This window comes from Actinomadura sp. 9N407 (genome assembly GCF_044326315.1).
Taxonomy (GTDB): Bacteria; Actinomycetota; Actinomycetes; order Streptosporangiales; family Streptosporangiaceae; genus Spirillospora.
In genome coordinates this window covers 60,969-85,627 of sequence record NZ_JBIRAW010000026.1, presented here as the reverse complement: position 1 = coordinate 85,627, position 24,659 = coordinate 60,969, and the positions used below count along the sequence as shown (strand labels likewise).

The 24,659-nt window shown below is 71.0% G+C and carries 19 protein-coding genes; 11 read left to right on the top strand and 8 right to left on the bottom strand.

The annotated features are described in order from the left end of the window. Position 1: 1 nt before the first annotated feature. Positions 2–790, top strand: a complete 789-nt coding sequence (locus ACH34Q_RS32825) for an ABC transporter ATP-binding protein (protein WP_395987005.1) — start codon at positions 2–4, stop codon at positions 788–790. A gap of 97 nt (positions 791–887) precedes the next feature. Here ACH34Q_RS32825 and ACH34Q_RS32820 read toward each other — a convergent pair whose 3' ends face one another. After that, the gene (locus ACH34Q_RS32820) at positions 888–1,454 is read right to left on the bottom strand and encodes a TetR/AcrR family transcriptional regulator (protein WP_395987004.1); all 567 of its coding nucleotides are present in this window, start codon (positions 1,452–1,454) and stop codon (positions 888–890) included. Positions 1,455–1,552: 98 nt separating this feature from the next. Here ACH34Q_RS32820 and ACH34Q_RS32815 point away from each other — a divergent pair, with 98 nt between their 5' ends. Beyond that, positions 1,553–2,683, top strand: a complete 1,131-nt coding sequence (locus ACH34Q_RS32815; RefSeq protein WP_395987003.1) for an FAD-dependent monooxygenase — start codon at positions 1,553–1,555, stop codon at positions 2,681–2,683. 27 nt (positions 2,684–2,710) lie between these two features. Here the strand turns inward: ACH34Q_RS32815 and ACH34Q_RS32810 are convergent, their stop codons facing one another. Continuing rightward, positions 2,711–3,892, bottom strand: coding sequence for an SGNH/GDSL hydrolase family protein (locus ACH34Q_RS32810; protein WP_395987002.1), 1,182 nt, complete (start codon positions 3,890–3,892; stop codon positions 2,711–2,713). A 224-nt stretch (positions 3,893–4,116) separates the two neighbouring features. Between ACH34Q_RS32810 and ACH34Q_RS32805 the strand changes: the two genes are divergently transcribed. The 5 genes from ACH34Q_RS32805 to ACH34Q_RS32785 all read left to right on the top strand — a co-directional run bounded on the left by ACH34Q_RS32805 (position 4,117) and on the right by ACH34Q_RS32785 (position 10,201). Then, positions 4,117–5,412, top strand: a complete 1,296-nt coding sequence (locus ACH34Q_RS32805) for a sensor histidine kinase (protein ID WP_395987001.1) — start codon at positions 4,117–4,119, stop codon at positions 5,410–5,412. Continuing rightward, entirely contained in the window at positions 5,376–6,056 is a 681-nt protein-coding gene (locus ACH34Q_RS32800; RefSeq protein WP_395987000.1) for a response regulator, read from the top strand. The genes ACH34Q_RS32805 and ACH34Q_RS32800 overlap by 37 nt, the downstream gene beginning before the upstream one ends. A gap of 73 nt (positions 6,057–6,129) precedes the next feature. Beyond that, positions 6,130–8,820, top strand: coding sequence for an AAA family ATPase (locus ACH34Q_RS32795; protein WP_395986999.1), 2,691 nt, complete (start codon positions 6,130–6,132; stop codon positions 8,818–8,820). A 183-nt stretch (positions 8,821–9,003) separates the two neighbouring features. After that, positions 9,004–9,753, top strand: a complete 750-nt coding sequence (locus tag ACH34Q_RS32790; RefSeq protein ID WP_395986998.1) for an SDR family NAD(P)-dependent oxidoreductase — start codon at positions 9,004–9,006, stop codon at positions 9,751–9,753. 97 nt (positions 9,754–9,850) lie between these two features. Further along, on the top strand, positions 9,851–10,201 hold the full coding sequence (locus ACH34Q_RS32785) for a DUF1801 domain-containing protein (RefSeq protein WP_395986997.1): 351 nt from the start codon (positions 9,851–9,853) through the stop codon (positions 10,199–10,201). 55 nt (positions 10,202–10,256) lie between these two features. On the opposite strand, the gene ACH34Q_RS32780 is transcribed toward ACH34Q_RS32785, so the two are convergent. The 3 genes from ACH34Q_RS32780 to ACH34Q_RS32770 all read right to left on the bottom strand — a co-directional run bounded on the left by ACH34Q_RS32780 (position 10,257) and on the right by ACH34Q_RS32770 (position 14,014). Next, a complete protein-coding gene (locus ACH34Q_RS32780) occupies positions 10,257–11,660 on the bottom strand; it encodes a PepSY-associated TM helix domain-containing protein (RefSeq protein ID WP_395986996.1) in 1,404 nt (467 codons plus the stop codon). 345 nt (positions 11,661–12,005) lie between these two features. Beyond that, positions 12,006–13,205 carry a cytochrome P450 gene (locus ACH34Q_RS32775; protein WP_395986995.1) on the bottom strand — a complete coding sequence of 400 codons (1,200 nt, stop codon included), beginning with the start codon at positions 13,203–13,205 and terminating at the stop codon, positions 12,006–12,008. Next, entirely contained in the window at positions 13,205–14,014 is an 810-nt protein-coding gene (locus ACH34Q_RS32770; protein ID WP_395986994.1) for an SAM-dependent methyltransferase, read from the bottom strand. Before ACH34Q_RS32770 ends, ACH34Q_RS32775 begins: the two co-directional genes overlap by 1 nt. A 527-nt stretch (positions 14,015–14,541) precedes the next feature. Here ACH34Q_RS32770 and ACH34Q_RS32765 point away from each other — a divergent pair. From ACH34Q_RS32765 to ACH34Q_RS32755, 3 genes are all read left to right on the top strand, one after another. Next, a complete protein-coding gene (locus ACH34Q_RS32765) occupies positions 14,542–14,733 on the top strand; it encodes a hypothetical protein (RefSeq protein ID WP_395986993.1) in 192 nt (63 codons plus the stop codon). Positions 14,734–14,851: 118 nt separating this feature from the next. After that, entirely contained in the window at positions 14,852–16,510 is a 1,659-nt protein-coding gene (locus tag ACH34Q_RS32760; RefSeq protein WP_395986992.1) for an FAD-dependent oxidoreductase, read from the top strand. A gap of 56 nt (positions 16,511–16,566) precedes the next feature. After that, positions 16,567–18,039: an ATP-binding protein gene (locus tag ACH34Q_RS32755; RefSeq protein ID WP_395986991.1), complete on the top strand. Its 1,473-nt coding sequence runs from the start codon at positions 16,567–16,569 to the stop codon at positions 18,037–18,039. Positions 18,040–18,281: 242 nt separating this feature from the next. Here the strand turns inward: ACH34Q_RS32755 and ACH34Q_RS32750 are convergent, their stop codons facing one another. From ACH34Q_RS32750 to ACH34Q_RS32740, 3 genes are all read right to left on the bottom strand, one after another. Beyond that, the gene (locus ACH34Q_RS32750) at positions 18,282–19,253 is read right to left on the bottom strand and encodes a hypothetical protein (RefSeq protein WP_395986990.1); all 972 of its coding nucleotides are present in this window, start codon (positions 19,251–19,253) and stop codon (positions 18,282–18,284) included. Between the two features lie 114 nt (positions 19,254–19,367). Next, positions 19,368–20,069, bottom strand: coding sequence for a hypothetical protein (locus tag ACH34Q_RS32745; RefSeq protein ID WP_395986989.1), 702 nt, complete (start codon positions 20,067–20,069; stop codon positions 19,368–19,370). Between the two features lie 28 nt (positions 20,070–20,097). Then, complete coding sequence (locus ACH34Q_RS32740; RefSeq protein ID WP_395986988.1) at positions 20,098–21,699, bottom strand: FAD-dependent oxidoreductase; 1,602 nt, start codon at positions 21,697–21,699, stop codon at positions 20,098–20,100. Between the two features lie 198 nt (positions 21,700–21,897). Between ACH34Q_RS32740 and ACH34Q_RS32735 the strand changes: the two genes are divergently transcribed. Continuing rightward, a complete protein-coding gene (locus ACH34Q_RS32735; protein WP_395986987.1) occupies positions 21,898–24,621 on the top strand; it encodes an AAA family ATPase in 2,724 nt (907 codons plus the stop codon). Positions 24,622–24,659: the final 38 nt, after the last annotated feature.

Below are 24,659 nucleotides of genomic sequence, written 5' to 3'. Positions count from 1 at the left end.
GGTGACCGGGAAAGAGCGCCTGACCGCCCGCGACATCACCCTCGCCTACGGCGACCGGGTGGTGTCGGCGGGCCTGGCCCTCGACGTCCCCGACGGCGCGTTCACCGCCATCGTCGGCGCCAACGCGTGCGGCAAGTCGACACTTCTGCGCGCCTTCGCCCGGCTGCTCGCCCCGTCGTCGGGCGAGGTGGCCCTCGACGGGCGCGAGGTGTCGCGCTACAAGCCGAAGGTCTTCGCCCGCGAGGTCGGCTTCCTGCCGCAGGGCCTGGTCACGCCCGACAACATCGCCGTACGGCAGCTGGTCGCCCGGGGCCGATACCCGCACCAGTCGCTGCTGTCGACCTGGTCGCCGGACGACGAGCGCGCGGTGAAGTCCGCGATGGAGGCGGCGGGCGTCACCGGCCTGTCCGAGCGTCCCGTCGAGGACCTTTCCGGAGGCCAGCGGCAGCGCGTGTGGGTCGCGATGGTGCTGGCCCAGGAGACGTCGTACCTGCTGCTGGACGAGCCCACGACGTTCCTCGACATCACGCACCAGTACCAGCTGCTGGCGCTGCTCGCCCGGCTGCGCGACGAGGGCCGGACGATCATCACCGTGCTGCACGACATCAACCAGGCCTGCCGCTTCGCCGACCACCTCGTGGCCATGCGCGACGGCGCGGTCATCGCCGAGGGGCCGCCCGGCGACATCGTGGACGCCGCCCTCATCAAGGAGGTCTTCGATCTCCCGTGCATCGTCGTCCCGGATCCCGTCACGGGCACGCCGATGGTCGTCCCCACCATGGACGCCTGAACGCCCTCAGGCACGGGCGGCGGAACTCACGCCGTACTCGCAGCGGAAGTCGCGGCGGAACTCGCGGCATGATTCGCGGCATGACTCGCGGCCTGCCTCATCGGAGCAGGCCCGCGAGGAAGTCGGTCATGGCCAGGCGCAGCTCGTTCAGGGTGGGATCGGTGCCGGCGCCCGCGAGGGCGTAGAACATCAGGCCCTCCCCGAAGGCCACCACCTGGCGGCCGTGGCGTTCGGGATCGGGCGAGCCCGCCCTGGCCATCAGCGCGACGGCGGGCTCCAGGAACCGCCGCCCGCTCTCGTCGTACATCCTCCGCAGCTCCGGACGGCGGGTGGCCTCCAGCGCCAGCTCGTAGCGTGCCAGCGTGCGCCGGCGGTCCTGGGTGATCTGCGCGTGCAGCAGGCCCGCCAGCAGGTCGGCGAGGGCCTTTCCCTCACCCGGTCCCGGCGGCACGCCGACGATCTGGAACTGCCGTTCCTCCAGCTCGTTCATGCGTTCCAGGGTCAGCTCGAGGAGCGCCGCGCGGGTCCGCGCCACGTTGGACGCCGATCCCGGCGGGAGCGCGGCGGCGTCGTCCACCGCCCGGTGGGTCAGCCCGCGCATCCCGCGCTCGGCCAGCAGCGTGATGGCGGTCTCGGCGACAAGCTCGGCACGCGGCGATCTCATGACCGGGATACTACTGGCGTAGTGAGTCACTATGCCTGTAGTGTCCAACTACGGATGTAGTGCGCTGGAGAATGCGCTGAAGGACGGGGAGTGCGGCGATGACGAAGGCGATCGTGATCGGCGGCGGGATCGGTGGGCTGACCGCGGCGGCGGCGCTCAGGCGGCGGGGCTGGACGGTCCGCGTCCTTGAACGGGCCGCGACCCTGGAGCCGGTCGGCTCGGGCCTGGCGATGGCGCCCAACGCGCTGCGGGCACTCGACACCCTCGGCATCGGCGACCAGGTGCGCAAGCTCGCCGCCTTCGCCGGCGACGGCGGCCTGCGGAGCCCCGGCGGCGGGTGGCTCAGCCGTACCAGCGCCGAGGCCGCCGCGGAGCGCTTCGGCGACCCGACGGTGGTCATGACGCGAGCCACGCTGGTCGATCTGCTCCAGGACTGCCTGGAGCCCGATGATCTACGGCTCGGCGTCACCGTCACGTCGGTGTCCCCGGACGACGGCACGGTCACCACCTCGCACGGCGACGAGAGCGCCGACCTTGTCGTGGCCGCCGACGGCATCGGGTCGCGCGTACGGGCCGCCCTGTTCCCCGGCCACCCCGAGCCGCGCTACACCGGCCTGACCGCCTGGCGGCTGCTGACCTCCGCCCCGGCGGGGATCCACCCGTTCAGCGAGACCTGGGGGCGCGGCCTGGTGTTCGGCGTCAACCCCATCGCCGACGACCAGGTCTACTGCTACGCCACCGCTCCCGCACCCGCCGGAGCGAGCGCCCCCGACGAGAAGCGGGAGCTGCGGAAGCTGTTCGGCTCCTGGCACGAGCCCATCCCGGAACTGATCGCCGGAGCCGATCCGGAGCGGATCCTGCGCAATGACATCTTCTTCATGCCGCGCCCGCTCCCCGCGTTCCATCGCGGCCGGGTCGTCCTGCTCGGGGACGCCGCCCACCCCATGACGCCCAACCTCGGCCAGGGGGCCTGCCAGGCGATCGAGGACGCCGTCGTCCTGGCCCACGAGGTCACCGGGGGCGGCGGGGCCGACGCGTACAGCGAAGCGCGGCTGGACCGGACGGCGCGGATCATGAGCAACTCCCACCGGCTCTCCCGCCTCACCCGGCTGAGCAATCCGGTCCAGACCGGCGCGCGGAACGCCGCCATGTGGGCGGCCGGACGGCTCGGCCCGAACCTCGTGCTGCGCCAGGCCGCCGCCGTGTTCGACTGGCATCCCCCGGAGTGATTCAGGAGCGGGCTACCAGCAGGTCTCTCAGAGCGCGCGGAGATCGATGGCGCGGGCGATCGCGTGGTAGCCCGCGTCGTTGGGGTGCAGGCCGTCCTCGAAGACGTAGGCGGGACGGGACCTGTCGGGGTCGGGGGTATCGGCCATGGCCTTGTCCGCGTCCAGGACGGTGTCGTACTCACCGCTCGTACGGATCCAGTGGTTGACGGCGTCGCGAAGCTTCTCGACGTCCGCCGTCCAACCGGGGAAGAGGGCGCCCTTCAGCGGCAGGATCGTCACGCCCGTGGCCTTGATCCCGTGATCGTGGGCGGCCCTGATGAGCCGCCGGTGACCGTCGATGACCTGCCGCGCGGTCGGCGCCGCGGCCTGGGGGAGGCAGGGATCGCCGGGGCTGTGGCGGATGTCGTTGGCGCCGAGATGCACGATGACGGACCGTACGCCGGGACGGTCCAGGACGTCGCGCTCGAACCGGCTCAGGGCCTTGTCGCCGTAGCACGGGGAGTCGTTGAGCAGCCGGTTGCCGCCGATGCCGGCGTTCACGACGGCGGCCGGGTCGCCCGTCGCGGCGAGGCGTTCGGCCAGGATGTCGGGCAGCCGCGAGTCGGCTCCGGGCGTGGCGCCGACACCGTCGATGAGCGAGTCACCGAAGGCCACCACGGTGCCCTTGCCGCGATCGCCGGCCACGTCCACGCCCGCCAGGTAGTAGACGGCGTCGGTCGACTGCTCGTACGCGCCGGACCCGATGTCGGCCAGGTGGTCGCCCGCGGCGCGGTAGGCCGTCTGTGTCGTGAAGCGATGGAACGTGGCGGGCCCGGTCGCCTCCGCGAAGCGCAGGGTGATGACCAGCTTCTCCAGCGGTGACGTGGGCAGCGCGACGGAATCGCCGACGAGTTCCGCGCCGGGCCGTACGGCAGTGGAAGGGGCGCCTCCGAACGTCACCTTCCGTACCGTCTCGGGCCATGCCTTCGCCCCGCCGGCGGAACGGGCGATCGTGGCACCGGCGATCTTCAGCGGCTTGGTCCCGTACAGGTTGGACAGCCGGATCCGGACTTTGTCCCCTGGCTCGCTCACCCGGACGACCTGGCGCAGCGACTGGTTCTTGAATCCCTCCATCGACCAGTTGACGCCGTTGTCCTCACTGCCGGCGAGGGGCTTGTGCATGGCCGCGCCCCAGGTCTGGTTCCATTGCGCGCCCTTGGAAGCTGCCAACGAGGCTGAACGGGCGGGTTCCGTAGCGGATGCGCTGTGGAACAGCCCTGCGACCAGAGCCATGCCGGCGAGACCGGCCAAAGGGGCGGCGGTCCTGCGAACGGGAGTCGTAATGTTCATGCCTTGAATCCCATCGCTGCGGCCCCCTCGTCCACATCACGGTGGCCCACCAACCTGGAGGTATGGCTAGCCCTACCTCCGCCGGGGTCGGTTAGCGTACGCCTGTGCCCACCGACCGACCGCGTTCCCCCTTTGAGGCGGTCAGACGACGCCGGTTCCTCCTCAGCGGGTGGCCATGGCGAGCGGCCGGTTACTTCATAACGGGCACGCTGGTATCCGTACCGCTGGCATCGCTCTGCCTGCTGTGGGCCCTTGCGGTGGCGCGGTCCCCTGTCCTCATCGGGTTGAGTGTCGTCGCGTTCATCGCGCTAGGACCGCTGCTCGCGCTCCCTCTGGCGGACCTGGAACGGGGTCGTCTGCGCATGGTGGACGGCCGGGCGCTGCGTTCAGGCCACAGAGCAGCGAGCAAAAGGTGGTCGAAGGCGCGCTATACGGAGGCCGCCACGTGGCGCGAATTCGGCTACGCGTGCCTGTTCATCGCGGTGACGCCCGTACTGGCCACCATGCTGGCCCTGGCACTCTTCTGGATGCTCACCGCACTGGTGAGCCCGTTCATCTTGCTGGGCGACACCGGGCATGTGGCCTTGGGCATGAGCAATGTCAGTACGTCTGGGGACGCCCTCCCGTACGCATTGGCGGCGGGTGTGCTCTTGGTGGCCATCCCCTACCTGATGGCGCTACTGGCCGGGCTGCACGCGCTGACCGTACGGACGCTCCTCGGGCCCGGCTCCAGCGAGCATCTGCGCGCCGAACTGGTGGAAGTGGCACGTTCGCGGGCGCGGTTGGTGGACGCGTTCCAGACCGAACGCCGCCGCATCGAACGCGACCTGCACGACGGCGCGCAGCAGAGCCTCATCGGCCTGACCCTGCAGATCGGTCTCGCCCGCCTCGACGTACCGCCGGGTTCGGCGGCGGCGGAACGGATCGGCGCGGCACACCACCAGGCCAAGCGGCTCATGGTCGAGCTACGGGAGCTGATTCACGGCATCCATCCCCAGGTCCTGACCGACCGGGGGCTCCCGGCCGCGCTGGGCGAACTCGCCGACCGATCCGCTTTCCCGGTGACGATCGACGCCGAGCTACCCGTACGGCCGCCCGGCAGCGTGGAGACGACGGCCTACTTCGTGGTCGCCGAGGCGCTCGCCAACGCCGCCAAGCACAGTGGCGGCACCAGGGCGGCCGTGACCGTGCGCCTGGACGACGGGCTCCTCGCGGTGCAGGTCGAGGACGACGGGAACGGTGGCGCGGACCCGGAGCGCGGAACGGGCCTGACCGGGCTCGCGGACCGGGTGGCCGTGATCGACGGCAGAATGTTCCTGTCGAGTCCGTCCGGAGGACCGACGCTGCTACGCGTGGAGCTCTCGTGCGACCCGATCGATCCGACCCGCCCGTCCGGGTAGTCCTGGCCGAGGACGGCGTACTCCTGCGCGAGGGGCTGTCCAGCCTGCTCACCCGCTTCGGGTTCGAGGTCGCCGCCGCCGTGGACGACGCCGACGCGCTCCGCTCCGCCGTCGCCGAGCACGAGCCGGACCTGGTCATCACCGATATCCGGATGCCGCCCGAGCACAGCGACGAGGGGCTGCGCGCCGCCGTGGACCTGCGCCGCGAGCGGCCCGGGCTCGCGGTGGTGGCGCTGAGCCAGTACGTGGAGGCGAGCTACGCGGCCGAGCTGCTCGACTCCGGCGGCGGGCGCCGGGTCGGCTACCTCCTCAAGGACCGGATCGTCGACATCGAGGACTTCGTCGCCGCGCTCCACCAGGTGCTGGCCGGCGGCACGGTGGTGGATCCGCAGGTCGTGCGGCAGCTGCTCGGCCGGCGCCGGGACCCGCTGGCCGGGCTGTCGGAGCGGGAGCACGAGGTGCTCGGCCTGATCGCCGAGGGCCACTCCAACGGCGCCATCGCCAGGCGGCTGGTCATCTCCGAGGCGACCGTGGGCAAGCATGTCGGGAGCATCCTGACCAAGCTCGACCTGCCGCAGGCCGAGGACACCCACCGCCGGGTCCTCGCCGTGCTCGCCTATCTGCGCTCCGGCGCGGACGCGTAGGGCGTCCACTTCCGGACCGCGGTTCTGGTTCGCAGTGCCACCTGCGGAAATCCTGCCTTGTTACTGTTTCGGCGTGCTGATTGGCCGAGGCCGCGAACGGGATCGCATCTCCGGGCTGCTCGCGGACGCCCGGCTCGGGCTGAGCAGGACGGTGGTGGTCAGGGGCGAGGCGGGCATCGGCAAGACCGCGCTGCTCGACCATGTCGCGGCGGAGGCCGGGGACATGCGGCTCGTACGGGCCACCGGCATCGAATCCGAGACCGAACTGCCGTTCAGCGGGCTGCATCTGATGCTCTACCCGTACGCCGACCGCTTCGACGCGCTGCCGGAGCAGCAGGCGGCCGCGCTGAAGTCGGCGTTCGGGCTCACCCGCGCGCCGGTCAACGACCGCTTCCTGATCGGCGCGGCCACCCTCACGCTGCTGTCCGAGCTGGCCGGCGACCGGCCGCTGCTGTGCCTCGTCGACGACGCGCAGTGGCTCGACCCGGCCTCCCGCGACGCGCTGTTCTTCGCCGCCCGGCGGCTGAGCGCCGACCCGATCTCCATGATCTTCGCGGTCCGGGACGCGGCCCGCCCGTTCCCCGTCCCCGGCCTCGACGTCCTGCGGCTGGACGGCCTGGACCGTACCCGCGCGCAGGCTCTGGTGGACGCGCACGCGCCCGGCCTGACCGTTCCGGTACGGGAACGGCTGCTGGACGAGGCGGGCGGCAACCCGCTCGCCCTCATCGAGCTGGCCGGTGTCCTCGCATCGCAGCCGGCGCAGCATCCGGTCGGGCCGCTGCCGGTGAGCGGGCGGATCCAGGAGACGTTCCGCCTCCAGCTCGGCGGGCTGCCGAAGGCGACCCGCCTGCTGCTCCTGGTGGTGGCGGCGGACGGCACCGCCGATCTCGGCATCGTGCTGCGCGCCGCCGACTCCCTGGGGCTCGGCGCGGCCGATCTGGGTCCCGCCGAGGAGGCGCGGCTGGTGGTGCTCAACGGCGACGAGGTGCGGTTCCGGCATCCGCTCATCCGCGCCGTCACGTACCAGAACGCCACGCATCACCAGCGGATCGCCGTACACGACGCCCTGGCCAGAACCCTGACCGGTGACGCGCACGCCGACCGCCGCGCCTGGCACCTGGCCGCGGCGGCCACCGGCCCGGACGAGAAGGTCGCGGCCGAACTGGAGCAGGCCGCGCACCGCGCCGGGCAGCGCGGCGGAACGGCAGCCGTCGCCGCCGCGTACGAGCGCGCCGCGCGGCTCAGCACCGAGCAGGAGGGGAAGGCCCGGCGGATCGTGCACGCGGCGCGGGCGGCCTACGATGCGGGCCAGCCGGACCGGGCGACCCGGCTCGCCGCCGAGGCTGCGTCCCTGACCAGGGAGAACGGCGTCGTCGCCGAGGCCACCTACATCCGCGCGCAGGTCGCCTACGAGCGCACGTCACCCGCCGCCGACGCCGCCCTCGCGCTGGAGGGTGCGGCGCTCATCACCGGAAGCGATCCCGAGCAGGCCGTCTCGATGCTGACCGAGGCCGTCTGGGCGGCCCGCGACGCCTGCGCGCACGATCTCGTCCGGCGCAGCGTCGAGGAGCTGGAAAAGGTACGGCTGCCGGCGGGATCGCCACAGGCCCCGGTCACCGCGGGCCTGATCGCGTACGGGCGGATGGTCGACGGCGCGCCCGAGGCCGTCCCGCCGATGCGCGCGCTGCTCGAGTCCGCGCTGGCAGGCGACGTCCCGGAGTTCGTGGAGCGCCTCATCGCCGGGTTCATGGGGCTTCTGGTGGCCGACGACGAGGCCGCGACCGCACTGCTGGAGACGCTGGCCGGCGAGGCGCGGGCGCAGGGCGCGCTGGGCTGGCTCCCGTACGTGCTGGAACCCCTCGCGATCGGACGGATCCTCCTCGGCGATCTACGCGGCGCCGAGTCGGCCGTCACCGAAGGCATGTCGCTGGCCGCCGACATCGGCATGGACATGCAGGTCAGCGTGCTGAAGTGCATCGCCGTCCGGCTGGAGTCCGACGCGGAACGCAGCCGCTCGCTGGCACCCGAAGCGCTGGAGCTGGCCGAGCTGCACCCGACCAACGCCGCGCTGGCGTCCTGGGGCCTGGGCCTGCTCGACCTCGCCACCGGCCAGGCCGAGACCGCCCTCGAACGCCTCGACGCGGTCTGCAGCGGGCCCGCCCGGCACGATCTGCTGATCCGCGCCGTACCGGATCAGGTGGAAGCCGCCGTACGAGCCGGACGCCCGGACGCCGCCCGCGCCCATCTGCCCGCCTTCGAGGCATGGGCCGAGGCCACATCGTCCCCCGCCCTCCTGACGCGCTGCCGGGCACTCCTGGCCGAGGGAGACGAGGCGGACGAGCTCTACCGCTCCGCACTGGACCTGCACGGTGACCGCGCCTACGACGCCGCGCGGACCCGGCTCCTCTACGGCGAATGGCTGCGCCGCCGGCGCCGCCGTACCGAGGCCCGCACCGAACTCGCCGCCGCCCAGGACGCCTTCGCCAGGATCGGCGCCGAACACTGGGCCGAACGCTCCCGTACCGAACTGGAGGTCCTCGGCGACCGCCCGACCGCGCGCGCCCAGGACACCGACCCCCTCAAGCGGCTGACCCCGCAGGAATTGCAGGTCGTACGGCTCGCCGCCGCCGGACTCAGCAACCGGGAGATCGGCGCGCAGCTGTACCTGAGCCCCCGGACGGTCGGCCACCACCTCTACAAGGCGTACCCGAAGATCGGCGTCACCCGGCGCATGGAACTGGCCCAGCTCGTATCGGTCACCTGACTTACCCCGCCAGTCCGCACGCCCGCGGAACCTCCTCCGCAAGCCCCTGACCCTGCTCGTACCGCCCTCGGACCAGCACCGTTCAAGGCCCGTATCCTGACCGATGCGGGCCCCGTCCCCCCAGGCCTAGTTTCGAGGTCACAAGCCTCAGAGGTCACAGGCCTTCAAGGGACGGAGAAAGCCATGCTTCTCGAGAACAAGACCGCGGTCATCTACGGCGGCGGCGGCGCGATCGGCGGCGCCATGGCACGCGGCTTCGCCGCCGAGGGCGCCCGCGTCTTCCTGGCCGGCCGCACGCCCGCGACGCTCGACACCGTCGCCGACGACATCCGGCAGGCCGGCGGCCTCGCCGAGACCGCCTGGGTGGACGCCCTCGACGAGGACGCCGTCAACGGCTATGTCGACACGGTGGCGGCGACCGCGGGCGGCATCGACATCTCGGTCAACCTCATCTCGCACGACGCGCTCTTCATGCCGCTGATCGAGATGCCGATCGGGGACTTCTCCCGCGCCATGGAGAAGGTGGCCCGGACGTTCCTGCTCACCACGCAGGCCGCCGCCCGCCACATGATCAAGCAGGGCTCCGGCGTGATCCTGCACTTCGGCGGCTCCGACAGCACCGCCCACATGCCCGGCCTCGGGACCGTCCAGGTCGGCTGCGACATGGTCGAGGCGATGCGCCGCCAGTGGGCCTGCGAGCTCGGCCAGCACTCGATCCGCGTCCTGTCGATCCGTACCGGCGGCATCCCGGAGTCCATAGGGGACATGCCGCAGATGGAGCCCATCAAGCAGCAGATGGTGGACGCCACCCTTCTCAAGCGCGCCGCGACCCTCGCCGACGTCGGCCGCGTCGCCGCGTTCCTGGCCTCCGACCACGCCGCCAGCCTGACCTCCACCCAGGTCAACATCTCCGCCGGAGCCATGGTCGACTGACCCTCCCGGCCGAGTGACCCTCCTGGCCGACTGACGCTGGATCCCCGACCGAGCGACCAGCGCCGCCCGAAGAGCCGCCCGAGAAAGGTGCCGCCCGATGACCAGCGCAGACTTCGACAAGGCCGTGGACGCCAAGGTCCCCGACCATTACCGCCCCATCGTCGCGGCCCTTCGCGACCTCGTCCGCGAATGCGCACCCGAGGCCGGGGAGACGGCGATGTACGGATCGCCCGCATGGAAGGGCAAGAAGGGCCTGGCCATCATCAGCGTGAGCAAGACGCACCTGACGTTCGCGTTCGACCGCGGCGCCGACTTCACCGACGCGCACGGGCTGCTGGCCGGCGCGGGCAAGAAGACCAGGCACGTCAAGCTGAAGTCCCTGGACACCCTGAACGAGGACGCTCTGCGCGACTACATCGCCCAAGCCGCCGCCCTCGACGCCGAGTGACACGGACACCTGACGGCGGCCCCTCGCAGGAGTGACGAGGGGCCGCCGCGCGGCGTCAGGTACGCCGGGTGGCGCTGCGGGCCATGCCGGTGAGGGTGTCCAGGGCCAGGAAGGCCAGCAGGCTGATGCCCAGCACGGGGAGGGACCAGCCGATGGCCGCGACGACCACGATGAGAAAAAGCAGCGCGGGGACTGGCAGTTGCCGCAGCGCGCCGCGTGCGGGCGGACGGCCGGCGATCGCTCTGGACGAGTCGCGCGTGGGGCGGCGCTGCCACCACATGCGGTAGCCCCACAGGAGGACGGTCAGCAGGCCGAGCGCGAGGAAGGCCAGCGCGAGCTGGTTCGCGATCCCGAAGAGCTTGCCCATGTGCAGCTGGATGCCCAGCGAGCTGAGCTTGGCCATCGGCGGATGCTCGGACCAGCCGACCCGGTCGGTGACCTTCATCGCGGCGGCATCGACGGCCACCTTGTCCTTGCGCACCGGCCAGACGTCGTCGACCTGCGTGACCGTCCAGGCGGTCCCGGGCTTCTCCGGCGGGCCCAGCTCGACAGGGCCATTCAGTCCGGCCGTACGGGCCGCCGCGAGGACGTGGTCGATATGCGTGGCCGGATCGCCGGCGGAACCGCCCGTACCGTGATGGTGTGCCCCGCTCGACGGTACGCCGGTGTCGAGTTCCGGCGGGGTCGAACGAACGCCCGCCTGGAGCTTGTCGAACCGGGCGCCGGCATGGTTCGTCCAGGTCAGGCCGGTGGCGCTGAGGAGCAGCAGGCCGGCGGCCAGCCACACACCCAGCGCGGCGTGGCGGCCGCGCGTACGGCGGACGCCGCGTGCGGAGCGGTCGTGCCACAGTGCCCGGTGCGCCCGTGCGGTACCGCGATAGTGCCGGCGGCGGCCGAACCACATGACCACCCCGCCGAGCACGATCACCCACAGCCAGCTCGCGGCCAGCTCCGAGTACAGGCTCCCGGCCTCGCCCAGATGCAGGCTGCGGTGCAGCTCGCTCAGCCAGGTCGTGACCGGTGTCGAGCCGGAGTCGGTGGTCAGCGCGCCGGTCACCTCGCCGCTGTACGGGTCGACGTACACCGTTCGCTGCTTGGGCTTCAGCTCCGGCACCGACAGCACGATCCGCGTGGTGTCCTCCGCCGTCGCGGGTGAGATGACCGAGCTGACGCTGCCTTCCGGGTGAGCGGTACGGGCCGCCCGTACCTGCTCGGCCAGTGGACGGGGCGTGCCGGCGACCCGTTCGACGCGCAGCTCGTCGCCGTAGACGAGCCGGTCGAGCTGCGGTGTGAACGCGTAGGCCAGCCCGGTCAGCAGCGCCAGGATCAGGAACGGGGCGACCAGAACGCCCGCGTAGAAATGCAACCTGGTGATCAGCGGCCACGGACCGCGCCCTGAGCGCCTGCCATCAGGGGCCGGAACGGTCTTCTCGGACGGTTGATCGGCAATGGTCGACATGGACACCCACCAGCGGGAGCGGAATGGCGGATCCGGCCATTCGTCATGGCCGGTCGATTCGCTGCAACAGATCGCCGAAAGATTAAGAGCGGCTTCTGGTGGGGTCCTATCGGAATCCGATAAGTGGATCATGGAAAGGTGTCGGCGAACCACACGTTCGGGGGCACTCCGGCTGCTCAGACGCGACGGCCGGGCACCCCGTCCCGGGTACACCCGACCCGCGAACGGGCGATCTCGCCCTAGCCAGGATCACAGCCGGGCGCCGCGTTCGAGTGGTGTCCGTCCCAGCGCTTCAGCCGCGCGCAGCCCTCAAACGCGTGCAGCCCTTCAAACGCGTGCAGCCCTTCAAACGCGTACAGGAAGGGAGACCAATCCCCGGACGATCGAGCCGGTGGGGTGGTGGCGCAGATCCGTGGCGGGGACGGCGAGGGCGAGATCGGGGAAGCGGTCCAGCAGCCCGCCGATCGCGATCTGCCCTTCGAGCCGGGCCAGCGGGGCGCCCAGGCAGAAGTGCAGGCCGTGCCCGAACGCGACGTGGCGGTTGGGCGTACGGGTGACGTCCAGGTCGTCCGGGCCGTCGAACGCGCCGGGGTCGCGGCCGGCGGCGCCCAGCGAGACGTGTATCCAGGCGCCCTTGGGGATCGGGGTCCCGGCGATCTCCATGTCCTCCAGGGCGATGCGCTGGCTCGCCCGCTCGACCGGGCCGTCGTACCGCAGCAGTTCCTCGATCGCGGCCGGGAGCAGTTCGGGCCGCTTGCGGAGGAGTTCGAGCTGGTCAGGGGCCTGGAGCAGGGCCAGAACACCGTTGCCGATGAGGTTGACCGTGGTCTCGTGCCCGGCGACGAGCAGCAGCGCGATGGTGTTCAGCAGCTCGGTTTCGGTCAGCGCGGCCTCGGTCAGCGCGGCGGCACCGTCGCGGGCGTCGATCAGGCCGCTGATCAGGTCGTCCTGGGGACGGGCGCGGCGCTCGGCGAAGACGCCGGTCAGGTAGTGGTGGAACGCGAGGGCGGCGTCGCGGCGGCGCTCGCGAGCTTCGGCGGTACGGGCCGGGACGGTCAGCACGGCGGTCCACTCGCGGAAGCGGTCGCGGTCCGACGCGGGCACGCCGAGCAGCTCGCAGATGACCTGGATCGGCAGCGGCACGGCGAACGCCTCGATGAGGTCGGCCTCGCCGGCGGCGGCGAGCTTGTCGAGCAGCGCGGCGGTGATCTCCTCGACGCGGGGCCGCAGCGCCTCGACCCGGCGGCCGGTGAACGCCTTGGCGACCAGCCCGCGCAGGCGGGTGTGGTCGGGCGGGTCCATGCCGAGCATGGTGCCGCCGAAGAACATGTCGCCGTCCACGGGCACGCTGCTGTGCGCGCTGTCCTTGGACAGGCGGGGATCGCTGAGCGCGGCCCGCCCGTGCTCGTGGTCGACGACCAGGAAGGCCGTGGTGCCGCGCGGGAAGTCGATCGGATGGACCGGCCCCTTGGCCCGCAGTTCGGCGTACGCGGCGTACGGATCCTCGGTGAACGTCCGGTCGAACACGAACTCGTGCGGGAGCATCAGACCACCCTTCCCACGCCGCCGAGGAAGCCCGGCCTGCTCATGTCCGGCTCGAACGGGTCGCCATCGGGCCGCCAGTCGGCGACCTGGACCAGGCCGGATCCGACCAGCTCGGTGCCGTCGAAGAAGGCCATGACCTCCTCCGGACCCCGGGGGATGATGTCGCGGGCACCGGTCCTGCCGTACGCGGAACGCACCTGGGTCTCGATCTCCTGGGTGACCCTGCCGCGATGGCCGTGCGAGATGACCAGGTGGCTACCGGGGACGAGCGGCGCCCGAAGCGTCGACACGATCTCGGCGGGACGCGCCTCGTCCGGGATGAAGTGCAGGATGGCCAGGAGTAGCACGGCCACCGGCTGGTCGAAGTCGATCCTGGCCTTGACCTCGGGATGGTCGAGGATGCCCTGCGGTTCGAGCAGGTCGGCCTGGACGACCGTGGTCAGCGGGTTGTCGGCCAGCAGCGCGCGGGCATGCACCAGCACGATCGGGTCATTGTCGACATAGATGACCTGGGCGTCGGAAGCGGCGCGCTGGGCCACCTCGTGCGTGTTCTCCTGAGTCGGCAGGCCGGAGCCGATGTCGAGGAACTGCCGTACGCCCCGTTCGGCCAGCATCGTCACGGCCCGGGAGAGCAGCCTGCGGTTGGCGCGGGTGAACTCCAGCACGTTCGGCATGGCCGCCACCACCTGGTCGGCGGCCCTTCGATCGGCGGCGAAGTTGTCCTTGCCGCCGAGATAGTAGTCGTACATCCGGGCCACGCTCGGGGTCTCCGGATCGATCACCCATGCCGGATGGGGTTCGTCGCGCACTGGGTCGACCTCCCTGACTGGGCATCCGATCGCCCGATTGTAGGGGCGAATCCCCGCACCTTTACGTTGATCGACAATCCTCTCCGTTGATCGGCGATCCTCCATTGCGCACCTTCATTGGAAACCGTCGCCTACTGCAATCGAATGACCACACCATGCAATGACCGCACTTGCGATGACCACACTTTGCGCTGACTGCACCGCGCTGACTGCACCGCGCTGACTACACCGCGCTGACTACACCAGGCACTGACCGCACCAGGCGATCGGCATGATCGATCCGTTCACCCAACGCGGGAAGCCCCGACCGCCGAGGCAATCTCTGTTCCAAGAACGCGCTCATCGGACAGCGCGGATCGCCTCTCCGCCCGGCGCTGTGGCGTGCGGGGCGGATGGTGCGGCCCCGCTTCCCTGCCTGCCGCCCGTTTAGGACGCGTTTTGGGAGGTAGATGGCTCTATGTCGGTTTTGCGACCCGGATGCACGGGGCCATCACGCCTACGCACCGCCACGGCTCGCTGTGAGGGAGGTGAGCACGATCCTGACGTTTGTGCTGGCACCGCTCGCGGTGCTGCTCCTGCTGATGCTCATGGAACGGCTCGAAACGGCGCTGCTCGCACCATCGCGCCCGAAGCGGCCGAGACGGCCCCAGCACGCGCGCTCCGCGCGCCAGGACGCCGGGCGCTCCGCGCGCGAGAACGCCGGGCAGCGCTCAGGCTGAGCACCGCGCCGACCCCGAGCCCGGCCCCGAACCCGGCTCGGCGGGAGGCTCGGCGGAACGTTCGGCCCGGCTTGGCTCAGCGGAACGATCAGCGGCCCGGTAAGGCATGATCCATCCCATGAGCCTGCCGATCCTGCTGACCGTCGACGACGATCCATCGGTGTCCCGCGCCGTCGCCCGTGACCTGCGGCGCCGGTACGGGCGCGACTACCGCGTGATGCGGGCCGACTCGGGCGCCGACGCGCTGGAGGCGCTGCGGGAGATCAAGCTGCGCGGCGAGACGGTGGCCGCGATCCTGGCCGACTACCGGATGCCGCAGATGAACGGCATCGAGTTCCTCGAGCAGGCGATGGACCTGTTCCCGCACGCCCGCCGCGCCCTGCTGACCGCGTACGCCGACACCGAGGCCGCGATCCAGGCGATCAACGTGGTGGACGTCGACCACTACCTGCTCAAGCCGTGGGACCCGCCGGAGGAGAAGCTCTACCCGGTGGTGGACGCCCTGGTGGAGACCTGGCGCGCGGTCGGCGACCGGCCGGTGGAGGAGGTCAAGGTCGTCGGGCACCGCTGGTCGGAGCCGTCGTACCGGGTCCGCGACTTCCTGGCCCGCAACGCCGTCCCGTACCGCTGGTACTCGGTGGACGAGCCCGAGGGCCGGCGGCTGCTGGAGGCGGCGGCGGCCGGTCCGGACGACATCCCGGTGGTGATCACGCCGGGCGGGCAGGCGCTGAGCCGGCCGACCGGGGCCGAGATCGCCGCGGCGGCGGGCCTGTCGACGCATCCGGCGGAGGAGTTCTACGACCTGATCGTGGTCGGCGGCGGCCCGGCCGGACTGGGCGCCGCCGTGTACGGGGCGTCCGAGGGTCTGCGGACCGTCCTGGTGGAGAAGAAGGCCACCGGCGGGCAGGCCGGGCAAAGCTCCCGGATCGAGAACTACCTCGGCTTCCCGGACGGGGTGTCGGGCGCCCAGCTCACCGACCGGGCCCGGCGGCAGGCGCGCAAGTTCGGCGCCGAGGTGCTCACGGCGCGCGGCGTGGTGGCGCTGGAGACTCGGGGCTCGGCGCGGGTCGTCCGGTTCGAGGACGGCTCGGAGATCACCGCGCACTCGGTCATCCTGGCCACCGGCGTGATGTACCGGGCACTGGAGGCGCAGGGCTGCGCCGAGCTGACCGGCCGCGGGATCTACTACGGCTCGGCGTCGACCGAGGCGCAGGCCTGTGAGGACGAGCACGTCTACATCGTCGGCGGCGCCAACTCGGCCGGGCAGGCGGCGGTGTTCTTCTCCAAGCACGCCCGCTCGGTGACGCTGCTCGTCCGGGGCAAGGACCTCGCGCAGTCGATGTCGCACTACCTGATCGAGCAGATCAACGGCATCGGCAACATCGACGTACGCCTCGGTACCAGCGTGGTGGAGGCGCAGGGCGGCGAGCATCTGGAGCGGCTGACGCTGTCGGACGGCGTCAGCGGGACCACCGAGGTCGTACCGGCCGGGCACGTGTTCGTGTTCATCGGCGCGGCACCGCACACCGAATGGCTCGCCGGCACAGTGGCACGGGACCCGCACGGCTTCGTCTGCACCGGCCCCGACCTGCTGGACGAGGGACGCCGCCCGGTCGGCTGGGATCTGGACCGGGATCCGTACTACCTGGAGTCGTCCATCCCGGGCGTGTTCGTCGCCGGGGACGTACGGGCCCAGTCCGTCAAACGGGTCGCTTCGGCGGTCGGCGAGGGTGCCATGGCCGTGACCCTGGTGCACAGATACCTGGAGGAACGGTGACCACAGAGTCTCCCAACGCAGAGTCCTCGAACGCTGAGTCCGTGAATATTGAGTCCGTGACCACTGAGTCCCTTAATAAAGAGTCCCTCAGCACGGAGCCCCTGACGACCGAGGAACTGCGGACGCTGTTCCTGTTCGAACGGCTGACCCCCGAACAGCTGGACTGGATCGCCGCGCACGGCCGGGTCGAGACGATCTCGAAGGGCACCGCGATCTTCCGGGAGGGCGAGCCCGCGTCCTGCTTCTACGTCCTGTTGTCCGGAACGCTGCGGATGACCCGGGCCGTACGCGGCGAGGAAGTGGAGCTGAACCGCACCGGCCAGCGCGGCGTGTACTGCGGCGCGATCCAGTTCTTCGTGGACGGGGAGGAGGACCAGCGGTACGGGGCCTCCGCGTACGCGGTCACCGACTCCTCGTTCTTCCTGCTGCCGGCCGACGAGTTCGCCGAACGGTTCCGCGCCTGGTTCCCGATGCCCACCCATCTGCTGGAGGGGATGCTGCTGGGCAGCCGCAACACCCAGCTGGTGATCGGCCAGCGGGAACGGCTGCTCGCCCTGGGCGCGCTGTCGGCCGGGCTCAACCACGAGCTGAACAACCCGGCGGCGGCGGCCGTACGGGCGACGGCGTCGCTGCGCGAGCGGGTCGCCGGGATGCGGCACAAGCTGGCGGCGCTGGCCCGGCACGACATCGAGCCCGGCCTGCTGGAGAAGCTGATCGACGTGCAGGAACGGCTGGTCAAGCGGGTCGCGGACGTCCCGAGGATGTCGGCGATGCAGGTGGCCGACCGGGAGGACGAGCTGACCGACTGGCTGGACGACCACGACGTCGCGGACGGCTGGGACCTGGCCCCGATCCTGGTCCCGGCCGGGATCGCGGTCGCCGATCTGGACGAGGTCAACGACGCGGTCGGCGAGGAGTTCCTGAGCGCGGCGCTGCGCTGGCTCGGGTACGCGCTGGAGACCGAGACGCTGATGGGTGAGATCGAGGACGCCACCTCGCGGATCTCCAACCTGCTGGGGGCGGCCAAGCAGTACTCCCAGATGGACCGCGCGGCGTTCCAGTGGATCGACGTGCACGAGGGCCTGGACTCCACCCTCGTCATGCTGGCCGGCAAGATCGGCCCTGACATCCAGGTGGTCAAGGACTACGACCGGACGCTGCCGACCATCCCCGCGTACGCGGGCGAGCTCAACCAGGTGTGGACCAACCTGATCGACAACGCCGTCGCCGCGATGGACGGCCCGGATTCTTCCGCCACGGGCACCCTCACCGTGACCACCCGCGCGGTCGAGGACCGGCTGCTGGTGGAGATCCGCGACACCGGCGGCGGCATCCCGGTCGAGAACCAGGAGCGCATCTTCGAGCCGTTCTTCACCACCAAGCCGGTCGGCGACGGCACCGGCCTCGGCCTGGACATCGCGTACCGGATGGTGGTGAACCGGCACCACGGCGTCCTGCGGGTGGAGTCCGAGCCCGGCGACACCCGTTTCCAGGTCCTGCTCCCCCTGACCGAACGCCCCGAACCCTGACCAGTGTTTCAAAGACCCGGCACAGGTACTCGCCTGGCGGCTCGTACCTGACCGGTTCTTGTGCGAGCGCGGCATCGCTTCGCGATCTGCCCGGATGAGGCTCGCCTTCGGCTTCGCCTCCCCGGCCAGGTAACGCGCTCGCGCGGTGGCTGAGGCCACTTTGAGACAGGCCCTGGCCCTCAGCCCGCGCCCTTACCGGACACCGCACGGAAAGCGGGCGGGAACGGGGCGGAGGCGTGCGCTCAAGCGGATCCCTGGTGGGCGTACGGGTCGGCCGACTCCAGCGCCAGCCGCCGGATCCCCTCCAGGTCGGTGTCGGTGTACTCGGCCGGCAGCTCGATGGCCAGCCCCTGGAAGACCGCGCGGATCTCGTCCGGCGTGGGCTCCTCGCCCAGCGGGAGGCCCTTGACGTCGGCCAGCCGGAGCCGCTTGGCCTGCTGGAAGCTGACGTGCAGCTCCGACTCCCAGCACAGGTAGCTCGGCGTCCCGCTGGAGACCACGAGGGCGGGGAAGTCGGGCCCGCGCTGGGTGAAGATGATGCAGCTGGTGGACAGCTCGTAGCGCAGCAGCGAGTAGCTGGACGACAGCCGGACGTCGATGTCGAGCAGCTCGTACCGCTGCTGGTGCCAGCACGCGGCCAGGATGGTCGCGTACAGCTCGCGCCGGGTCTCCCGTACGGTCCAGGACCGTTCGGGGCTGTCGGTACTCGCGGCCATCCGCCGGTGCAGCCCGACGAACTCCTCGCACAGCGACGGGTCCATCGGGTCCAGGATCTCCAGCCGGAAGTCGAGCCGGCGGCGGTGCGGCCGCGCCGACCGGACGCACTCGGGCAGCGTGACCGCACGGATGTACGCGCCGGTCGCGCCGCGGAAGACCCAGCGCCCGGTCTCCCGCCGCGCCTCCTCCAGGACCCGGTTGGCCTCCGCGCCGCTGACCACGCGCACCTCGGGACGCCGCTGGAACTCGTGGGTCAGGGTGTCCAGCCGCCGGTGCGTCTCGCCGACCGAGTCCAGTACCGCCTGGCCCTGGGTGTCGCCGCGGAGCCGTTCCCTGAGCAGCACGATGGCGACCACCGCGAGCGTCGCCATCGTGGCGCTCTGCACGATCTTCGTCGAGGCCACGCCGGTGATGTCGAGGGAGAGGATGACGATGGCCAGGACCACCGCGACCATGACGTCGACATTGGCTCCAGCCCAGACCAATACCTTCTTCATCTGCCACCCTTTGGAGCGCCCGCCCGCCAAGACCGTTCGATCCTAGGCAACGCGGGCGCCTCCACTTATGGGATCAGATAAACGGGCGCAGGGATCGCCACCGTCCCGTTCCGGTCAGGACAGGGTCAGGCCGGACACCCCACCGGAGATGATCACGAGGTAGCGGTCCTCGGCCGTGCCGTAGCCGCTGGTCTGATCGATGAGGCCGTTGCCGACGGCTCCGAACGAGCGGTCGTCGACGGCCACCTTGGTCAGGCCCTTCGCGGCCTCGATCCGTACCGGAACACCCTCGGGACGGGTGATGCGGAGATCGTCGGCCGAGGCGAACCGGACCGTACGGGTCCCGCTCGGGCGGCCGAGCGTGATCGACACGTGCGCCACCCCGGCGTGGAAGGCCAGCGAACGCAGGTCAACGCCGGTGAAGTCGGCGTCCACGTGGGCGGCGCCGCCGTGGACGTCCACCGACCATGGGACGCCGGAGTCGAGCCGCATGCCGCTGGGCGAGGGCCGGCGCAGGAGGCGCGAGCCGAGCGGGTACTCGACATGCGTCTTGCCGTCCACCGACCAGACCGTCGGCAGCGGGTCGTCGAAGTCGGCCTCCAGCAGATTCCCGAGGCCGTCGCGGGCGGTGAGACCGAGCCGGGCGACCCCGTTGTCGAAGCTCAGCCGGGCGATACCGGGCTTGTCTGGCATCGGGACGACGACATGCGCATTCCGTACACCCTCGGACGTGACGTTCATGCTGTGCTCTTTCACGCCGTGCTCCTTCACGCTGTGCTCCTTCATCTCGGGCTCAGGCATCTCGGGCTCAGTCATTTTTGGGTTCCTGCATTTTTGGGCTCGTTCAGAACGAGGTGCGGATGCTGTGCAGGGCATCGGCGAGTGCGGCGGGCTCGGAGCCGCGCCACGCGACGAAGCCGTCGGGCCGTACGAGCAGCGCCTGGCCGTCCGGAACGGTGCCGTGGGCAGGCGCGGAGTCGATGCCGAGGTCGAGCGCCGCCTTCTCCCAGCCCGCGCCGTCGCCGACCACGACGAAGCCGCGGCCGTAGCGGTCGAGCGTGGAACGGCCGCCGCCCAGATCGGCATGCGGTGCCCGGCTGCCGGGACGCCCGTCGAGGTCTGCGGGGAGCATCGGTGTGGTGTCCTCGTCCGCGCCGATGACGGCGGCCGAGTCGTACCGGTATCCCATCGAGACGGCGCCGTAGTCGATGATCTCCGGCCCGTCCCCCGGCCCCATCCGGGCTCCGAAGCGGGCCATCGCCTGCTGCAACGTGACGGCGCCGGTGGGACGGCGTTCGGTGTCGTACGTGGCGAGCAGTCCGGGACGAGCGCGGCCGGCGAGGACCTCGGCGAGCTTCCAGGCCAGGTTGTGCGCATCCTGGATTCCGGCATTGGCGCCGAGTCCGCCGGTGGGCGGCCACGCGTGCGCGGCGTCACCGACGAGGAACACTCGGCCCTGGCTGTAGCGGCGGGCGATGTGCGCGCCGATCGGAAAGCCGAGGACCTTGAGCGCAGTGCCCGGGACCTGCGGCCGCAGCGTGACCGCCACCTCCGGAAGGCCCGCCGCGGCACGCACCATGCCGGCGACCCGCTCGTCGGTGAAGTCCTCGACGGACTCACGGGACGGGTCGTACCCGGTCCCGAAGACCCAGCGCTTCCCGTCGGTGTCGTGCGCCATGATGATCGTGAACGGCTGGGGCCGTTCCAGGTAGGCCGTCCCCACCGAGCGCCCGCGCACGGCCGGGGTCAGGTCGGCGTCCACGATCGCGGTGATCGTGTGGAACAGCGTGCCGGGGCCGTCCAGCTCGATGCCGAGCGCGGTACGGATCGGGCTGTGGAAGCCGTCGGCGGCGATGAGGTAGTCCGCCCGGACCGTCGTCTCCCCGCCATCGAGCTGCGCCGTGACGCCGCCCTCGTCCTGCTCGAGGTCTTGCTCAAGGTCTTGCTCAAGGTCTTGCTCGAACGAGGTCAGCTCCGTGCCGAACCGCACGTCCACGCCCAGCTCGCGGGCCCGGTCACGCAGCAGGATCTCCAGCTTGTCCTGATCGATCGGGCCGAAGCTCGTGGGGCTCGCGGCCGAACCGTCCCCCTCGAACGGCTCGTCGGGCTCCTCGTACACCTCGTCGTTCAGCGTCTCCGCCTTGACCGGCGCCCACACGAAGTCGTCGCCGGCGAACGCGGCGGCGCGGATGGCGGGCTCCAGGCCGGACTGGCGGTAGATCTCCATGGTGCGCGGCGTGAGCCCGCGCGCCCGGGGATGGATGAGCAGGTCGGGGTGGCGCTCGACCACAGTGCAGGCGACGCCGTGCTCGGCCAGGAAGACCGCGCTGGACAGTCCGGTCACCCCACCGCCCACGATCAGTACCGGTGTCTGGATGGTCGTGCGTCCGCTCTGGTCGGTCGGGTGTTCGCTCTGGTCGGTCGGGCGTTCGCGACGTATGGTCATGCGTTCGCTCCTTCGTCGTCCGATGACCAGAGCCTCCGGCGTAAGGGGGGTCAGGCACGTCCGGCAAACGCCTTACACGGGTCCTCAGATGCACGGGGTCCTCAGATACATGGGTCCTCGGTTGCTGGGGTCCTCGATTACTGGGGTCCTCGGTTACTGGGGTCCTCAGACGGGTCGCGAAGCGGGATGATGGCGATCATGGAACGGGGCGGGTTCGTGGGGCGCGGGGCGCAGCTCGCGGTGATCGAGGAGGAACTGCGCGCGGCCGAGACCGGCGAGCCGAGGTTCGTGCTCGTCGCCGGTGACGGCGGTGTGGGCAAGACCCGGTTGATGTCCCAGGTGGCGGAGCAGCTCGCCGCTTCTGGTGTCCGGGTGCTGCGCGGCTCGTGCGTGGAGCTGGGCGAGGACGGGCCGCCGTTCGCCCCGTTCACCGGCATGCTCCGCGACCTCGGCGCCGACGCGCTCGGCCCTGGCGCGGGCGACCGGACGTCGATGTTCGAGACGTTCGCCGGCCTGCTCGAACGCCTCGGGACGGAACGGACGACGCTGCTGGTCATCGATGACCTGCAATGGGCGGGCGGCTCGACCCGCGACCTCGTCGGCTTCCTGGCGCGCGCGCTGCGTTCGACACGGGTCCTGGTCCTCATCGCCGTACGGACCGACGCCCTGGACGCCCGCCACCCCCTGCGGCCGTTCCTTGCCGAACTGGGACGGCTGCCGCACGTTCAGCGCATGGACCTGCCCCGTTTCGATCGTGCGGAGACGGCGGAACTGATAGCGGCCGTCCTGGAGGAACGTCCTTCCGAGGCGTTGACGGACCGCGTCTTCGGCAGCTCCTCCGGTAACGCGCTCTTCGCCGAGGAACTCGTACGGACGCAGGGCAACGAGCTGCCCGAGTCTCTCCGTGACCTTCTCCTACGGCGGTTCACCGATCTGCCTGAGGCGTCCCAGGACGTTGTACGGGTGGCGTCCGCAGGTGGCCCGGTCGTCTCACACGAACTGCTGGCCAAGGTCGCTCACCTGTCCGAGGACGCTCAACTGTCGGAAAACAACCTGCTCGCTGCGCTCCGTACAGCCAGGGACGCGCAAGTCCTCGTCCCCCAGGGAGACGGCTATGCCTTCCGCCACGCGCTTCTGCGAGAGGCCATCGCCGGCGACCTTCTCCCAGCGGAACGAACCCGCCTGCACCGGCACTACGCAGAGGCGCTCAACGCTGACCCTGCCCTAACGCACCCTGACCGCTTCGCCTCCGAACTTGCGTTCCACTGGTACGAGGCAGGCGACGCGGCGCGCGCGCTGCCCGCCCTCCTGGCCGCAGCCGATGCAGCCGAATCCGTCTACGCCCACGCCGAAGAGTTCCGGATGCTCGTACGAGCCCTGAACCTCTGGCCCGAGGCAAGCCGACCAGTGTCCGAACGCAGGCCCCTGCTGGACAGAGCACTACGCGCCGGTGGCTGGGCAGGCCAGAACCTCCAGGTACTCGACCTCCTGGACCAGGCGCTCGTGGACGAGACGTCCCCGGACCGTACGGGGATGCTGCTCGCCCATCGCGGAATGGCCCTGCACAACCTGAACAGGGACGGCGCCTTCACCGCACTGGACGAAGCCCTGCACGCAGTGGCCGACGCCCAACCACTCGCCCGCGCCCGCGTACTGGACCTCACCGGCGCCGTCCTCATGCTCCGCGACCGCCCCCAGCAGGCCCACGACACCGCGCAGGAGGCCGCGCGCCTGGCCGCCGAGCTGGGCGAAGACAGCCTCACCGCCAACGCGACCACGACCACCGGAACGGCCCTCGCCCAACTCGGCCGCCGCGACGAGGCCCACGCCGCGTTCGACAGGGCCGAGGAGATCGCGTCCCGGCGGAACGACGTCGTACGGCTGGCCCGCGTCCACCTCAACCGCGCCGACCTCCTCGGCGACACGGGCTTGCACGCTGAAGCCATCGCGACCGCCCGTACCGGCCTGGAGGCCTCCCGCTCCGCAGGCCTCTCCCGTACCCTCGGCGCCCTGATCGGCCTGCGCCTGGCCACATCCCTGGCCTCCACCGGCCGCTGGGACGAGGCCGAGACCGCCATCACCGACGCACTGCGCCTGGACCCCGCACCGGGCTTCGCCGTCCGCCTCTACGCACTACGCGGTGAGCTGGCCCTGGCGCGCGGCGACGTCCAGATAGCGCGAGACCACCTGGCACTAGCCCGTACGCCGCCCCGTCTAGAGGCGGCCCTAGCCCTACACGACCGCCGCTGGGACGACGCCCACCAGACCATCACCAAAGCCCTGGAGAGCCCGGCAGCCCCCACCCAAACGTGGCCGCTCCTCCTGCTAGGCGCCAGAGCCGAAACCCAACTCCGCCGCACCGAATCGCCCCTCCTCGAACGTTCGGCCGCACTCCCCACCGACACACCACTCACCGCCGCGTACGCCGCCCATTTCCTAGCCGAGACAGGCCACGGCCCTTGGCCGGACGCCGTTGCCGCTTGGGACGAGGTAGGCGACCCGTACGCAGCGTCCCAAGCCCGCCTGCGCGCAGCCGAAACAGCAGCGGCCGAAGGAGACCGGGACGCGGCCACAGGACTCCTCCGTACAGCCACAGAACAAGCCGAACTCCTAGGCGTACACCCGCTGCGCGAAGAAATCGCCGTACTGGCCCAGGCCGCCCGCATCAACCTCACCGGCACCAAACACGCCCACGACACCAGCACCAGCACCAACACCAGTGGCCTGACAGAACGCGAAACCGAAGTCCTGCGCCTCATCACCGCCGGCAATTCCAACCGCCAGATCGCCGAGCAGCTCTTCATCAGCCCCAAGACCGCCAGCGTCCACGTCTCCCGCATCCTGGCCAAACTCAACGTCACCAGCCGAGGCGAAGCCGCAGCCGCAGCCCACCGCCAAGGCCTCTTCACCGACCCCGGCTAGCCCGACCGGCCCCACCCGTCCGACCGGCTCCCGCCCTG

Bases quoted from the DNA above. Each gene is read 5' to 3' on its own strand.
- ACH34Q_RS32820 (WP_395987004.1), bottom strand. From the start codon at position 1,454: ATGAGATCGCCGCGTGCCGAGCTTGTCGCCGAGACCGCCATCACGCTG.
- ACH34Q_RS32815 (WP_395987003.1), top strand. From the start codon at position 1,553: ATGACGAAGGCGATCGTGATCGGCGGCGGGATCGGTGGGCTGACCGCG.
- ACH34Q_RS32790 (WP_395986998.1), top strand. From the start codon at position 9,004: ATGCTTCTCGAGAACAAGACCGCGGTCATCTACGGCGGCGGCGGCGCG.
- ACH34Q_RS32785 (WP_395986997.1), top strand. From the start codon at position 9,851: ATGACCAGCGCAGACTTCGACAAGGCCGTGGACGCCAAGGTCCCCGAC.
- ACH34Q_RS32780 (WP_395986996.1), bottom strand. From the start codon at position 11,660: ATGTCGACCATTGCCGATCAACCGTCCGAGAAGACCGTTCCGGCCCCT.
- ACH34Q_RS32775 (WP_395986995.1), bottom strand. From the start codon at position 13,205: ATGCTCCCGCACGAGTTCGTGTTCGACCGGACGTTCACCGAGGATCCG.
- ACH34Q_RS32760 (WP_395986992.1), top strand. From the start codon at position 14,852: ATGAGCCTGCCGATCCTGCTGACCGTCGACGACGATCCATCGGTGTCC.
- ACH34Q_RS32750 (WP_395986990.1), bottom strand. From the start codon at position 19,253: ATGAAGAAGGTATTGGTCTGGGCTGGAGCCAATGTCGACGTCATGGTC.
- ACH34Q_RS32745 (WP_395986989.1), bottom strand. From the start codon at position 20,069: ATGACTGAGCCCGAGATGCCTGAGCCCGAGATGAAGGAGCACAGCGTG.
- ACH34Q_RS32740 (WP_395986988.1), bottom strand. From the start codon at position 21,699: ATGACCATACGTCGCGAACGCCCGACCGACCAGAGCGAACACCCGACC.
- ACH34Q_RS32735 (WP_395986987.1), top strand. From the start codon at position 21,898: ATGGAACGGGGCGGGTTCGTGGGGCGCGGGGCGCAGCTCGCGGTGATC.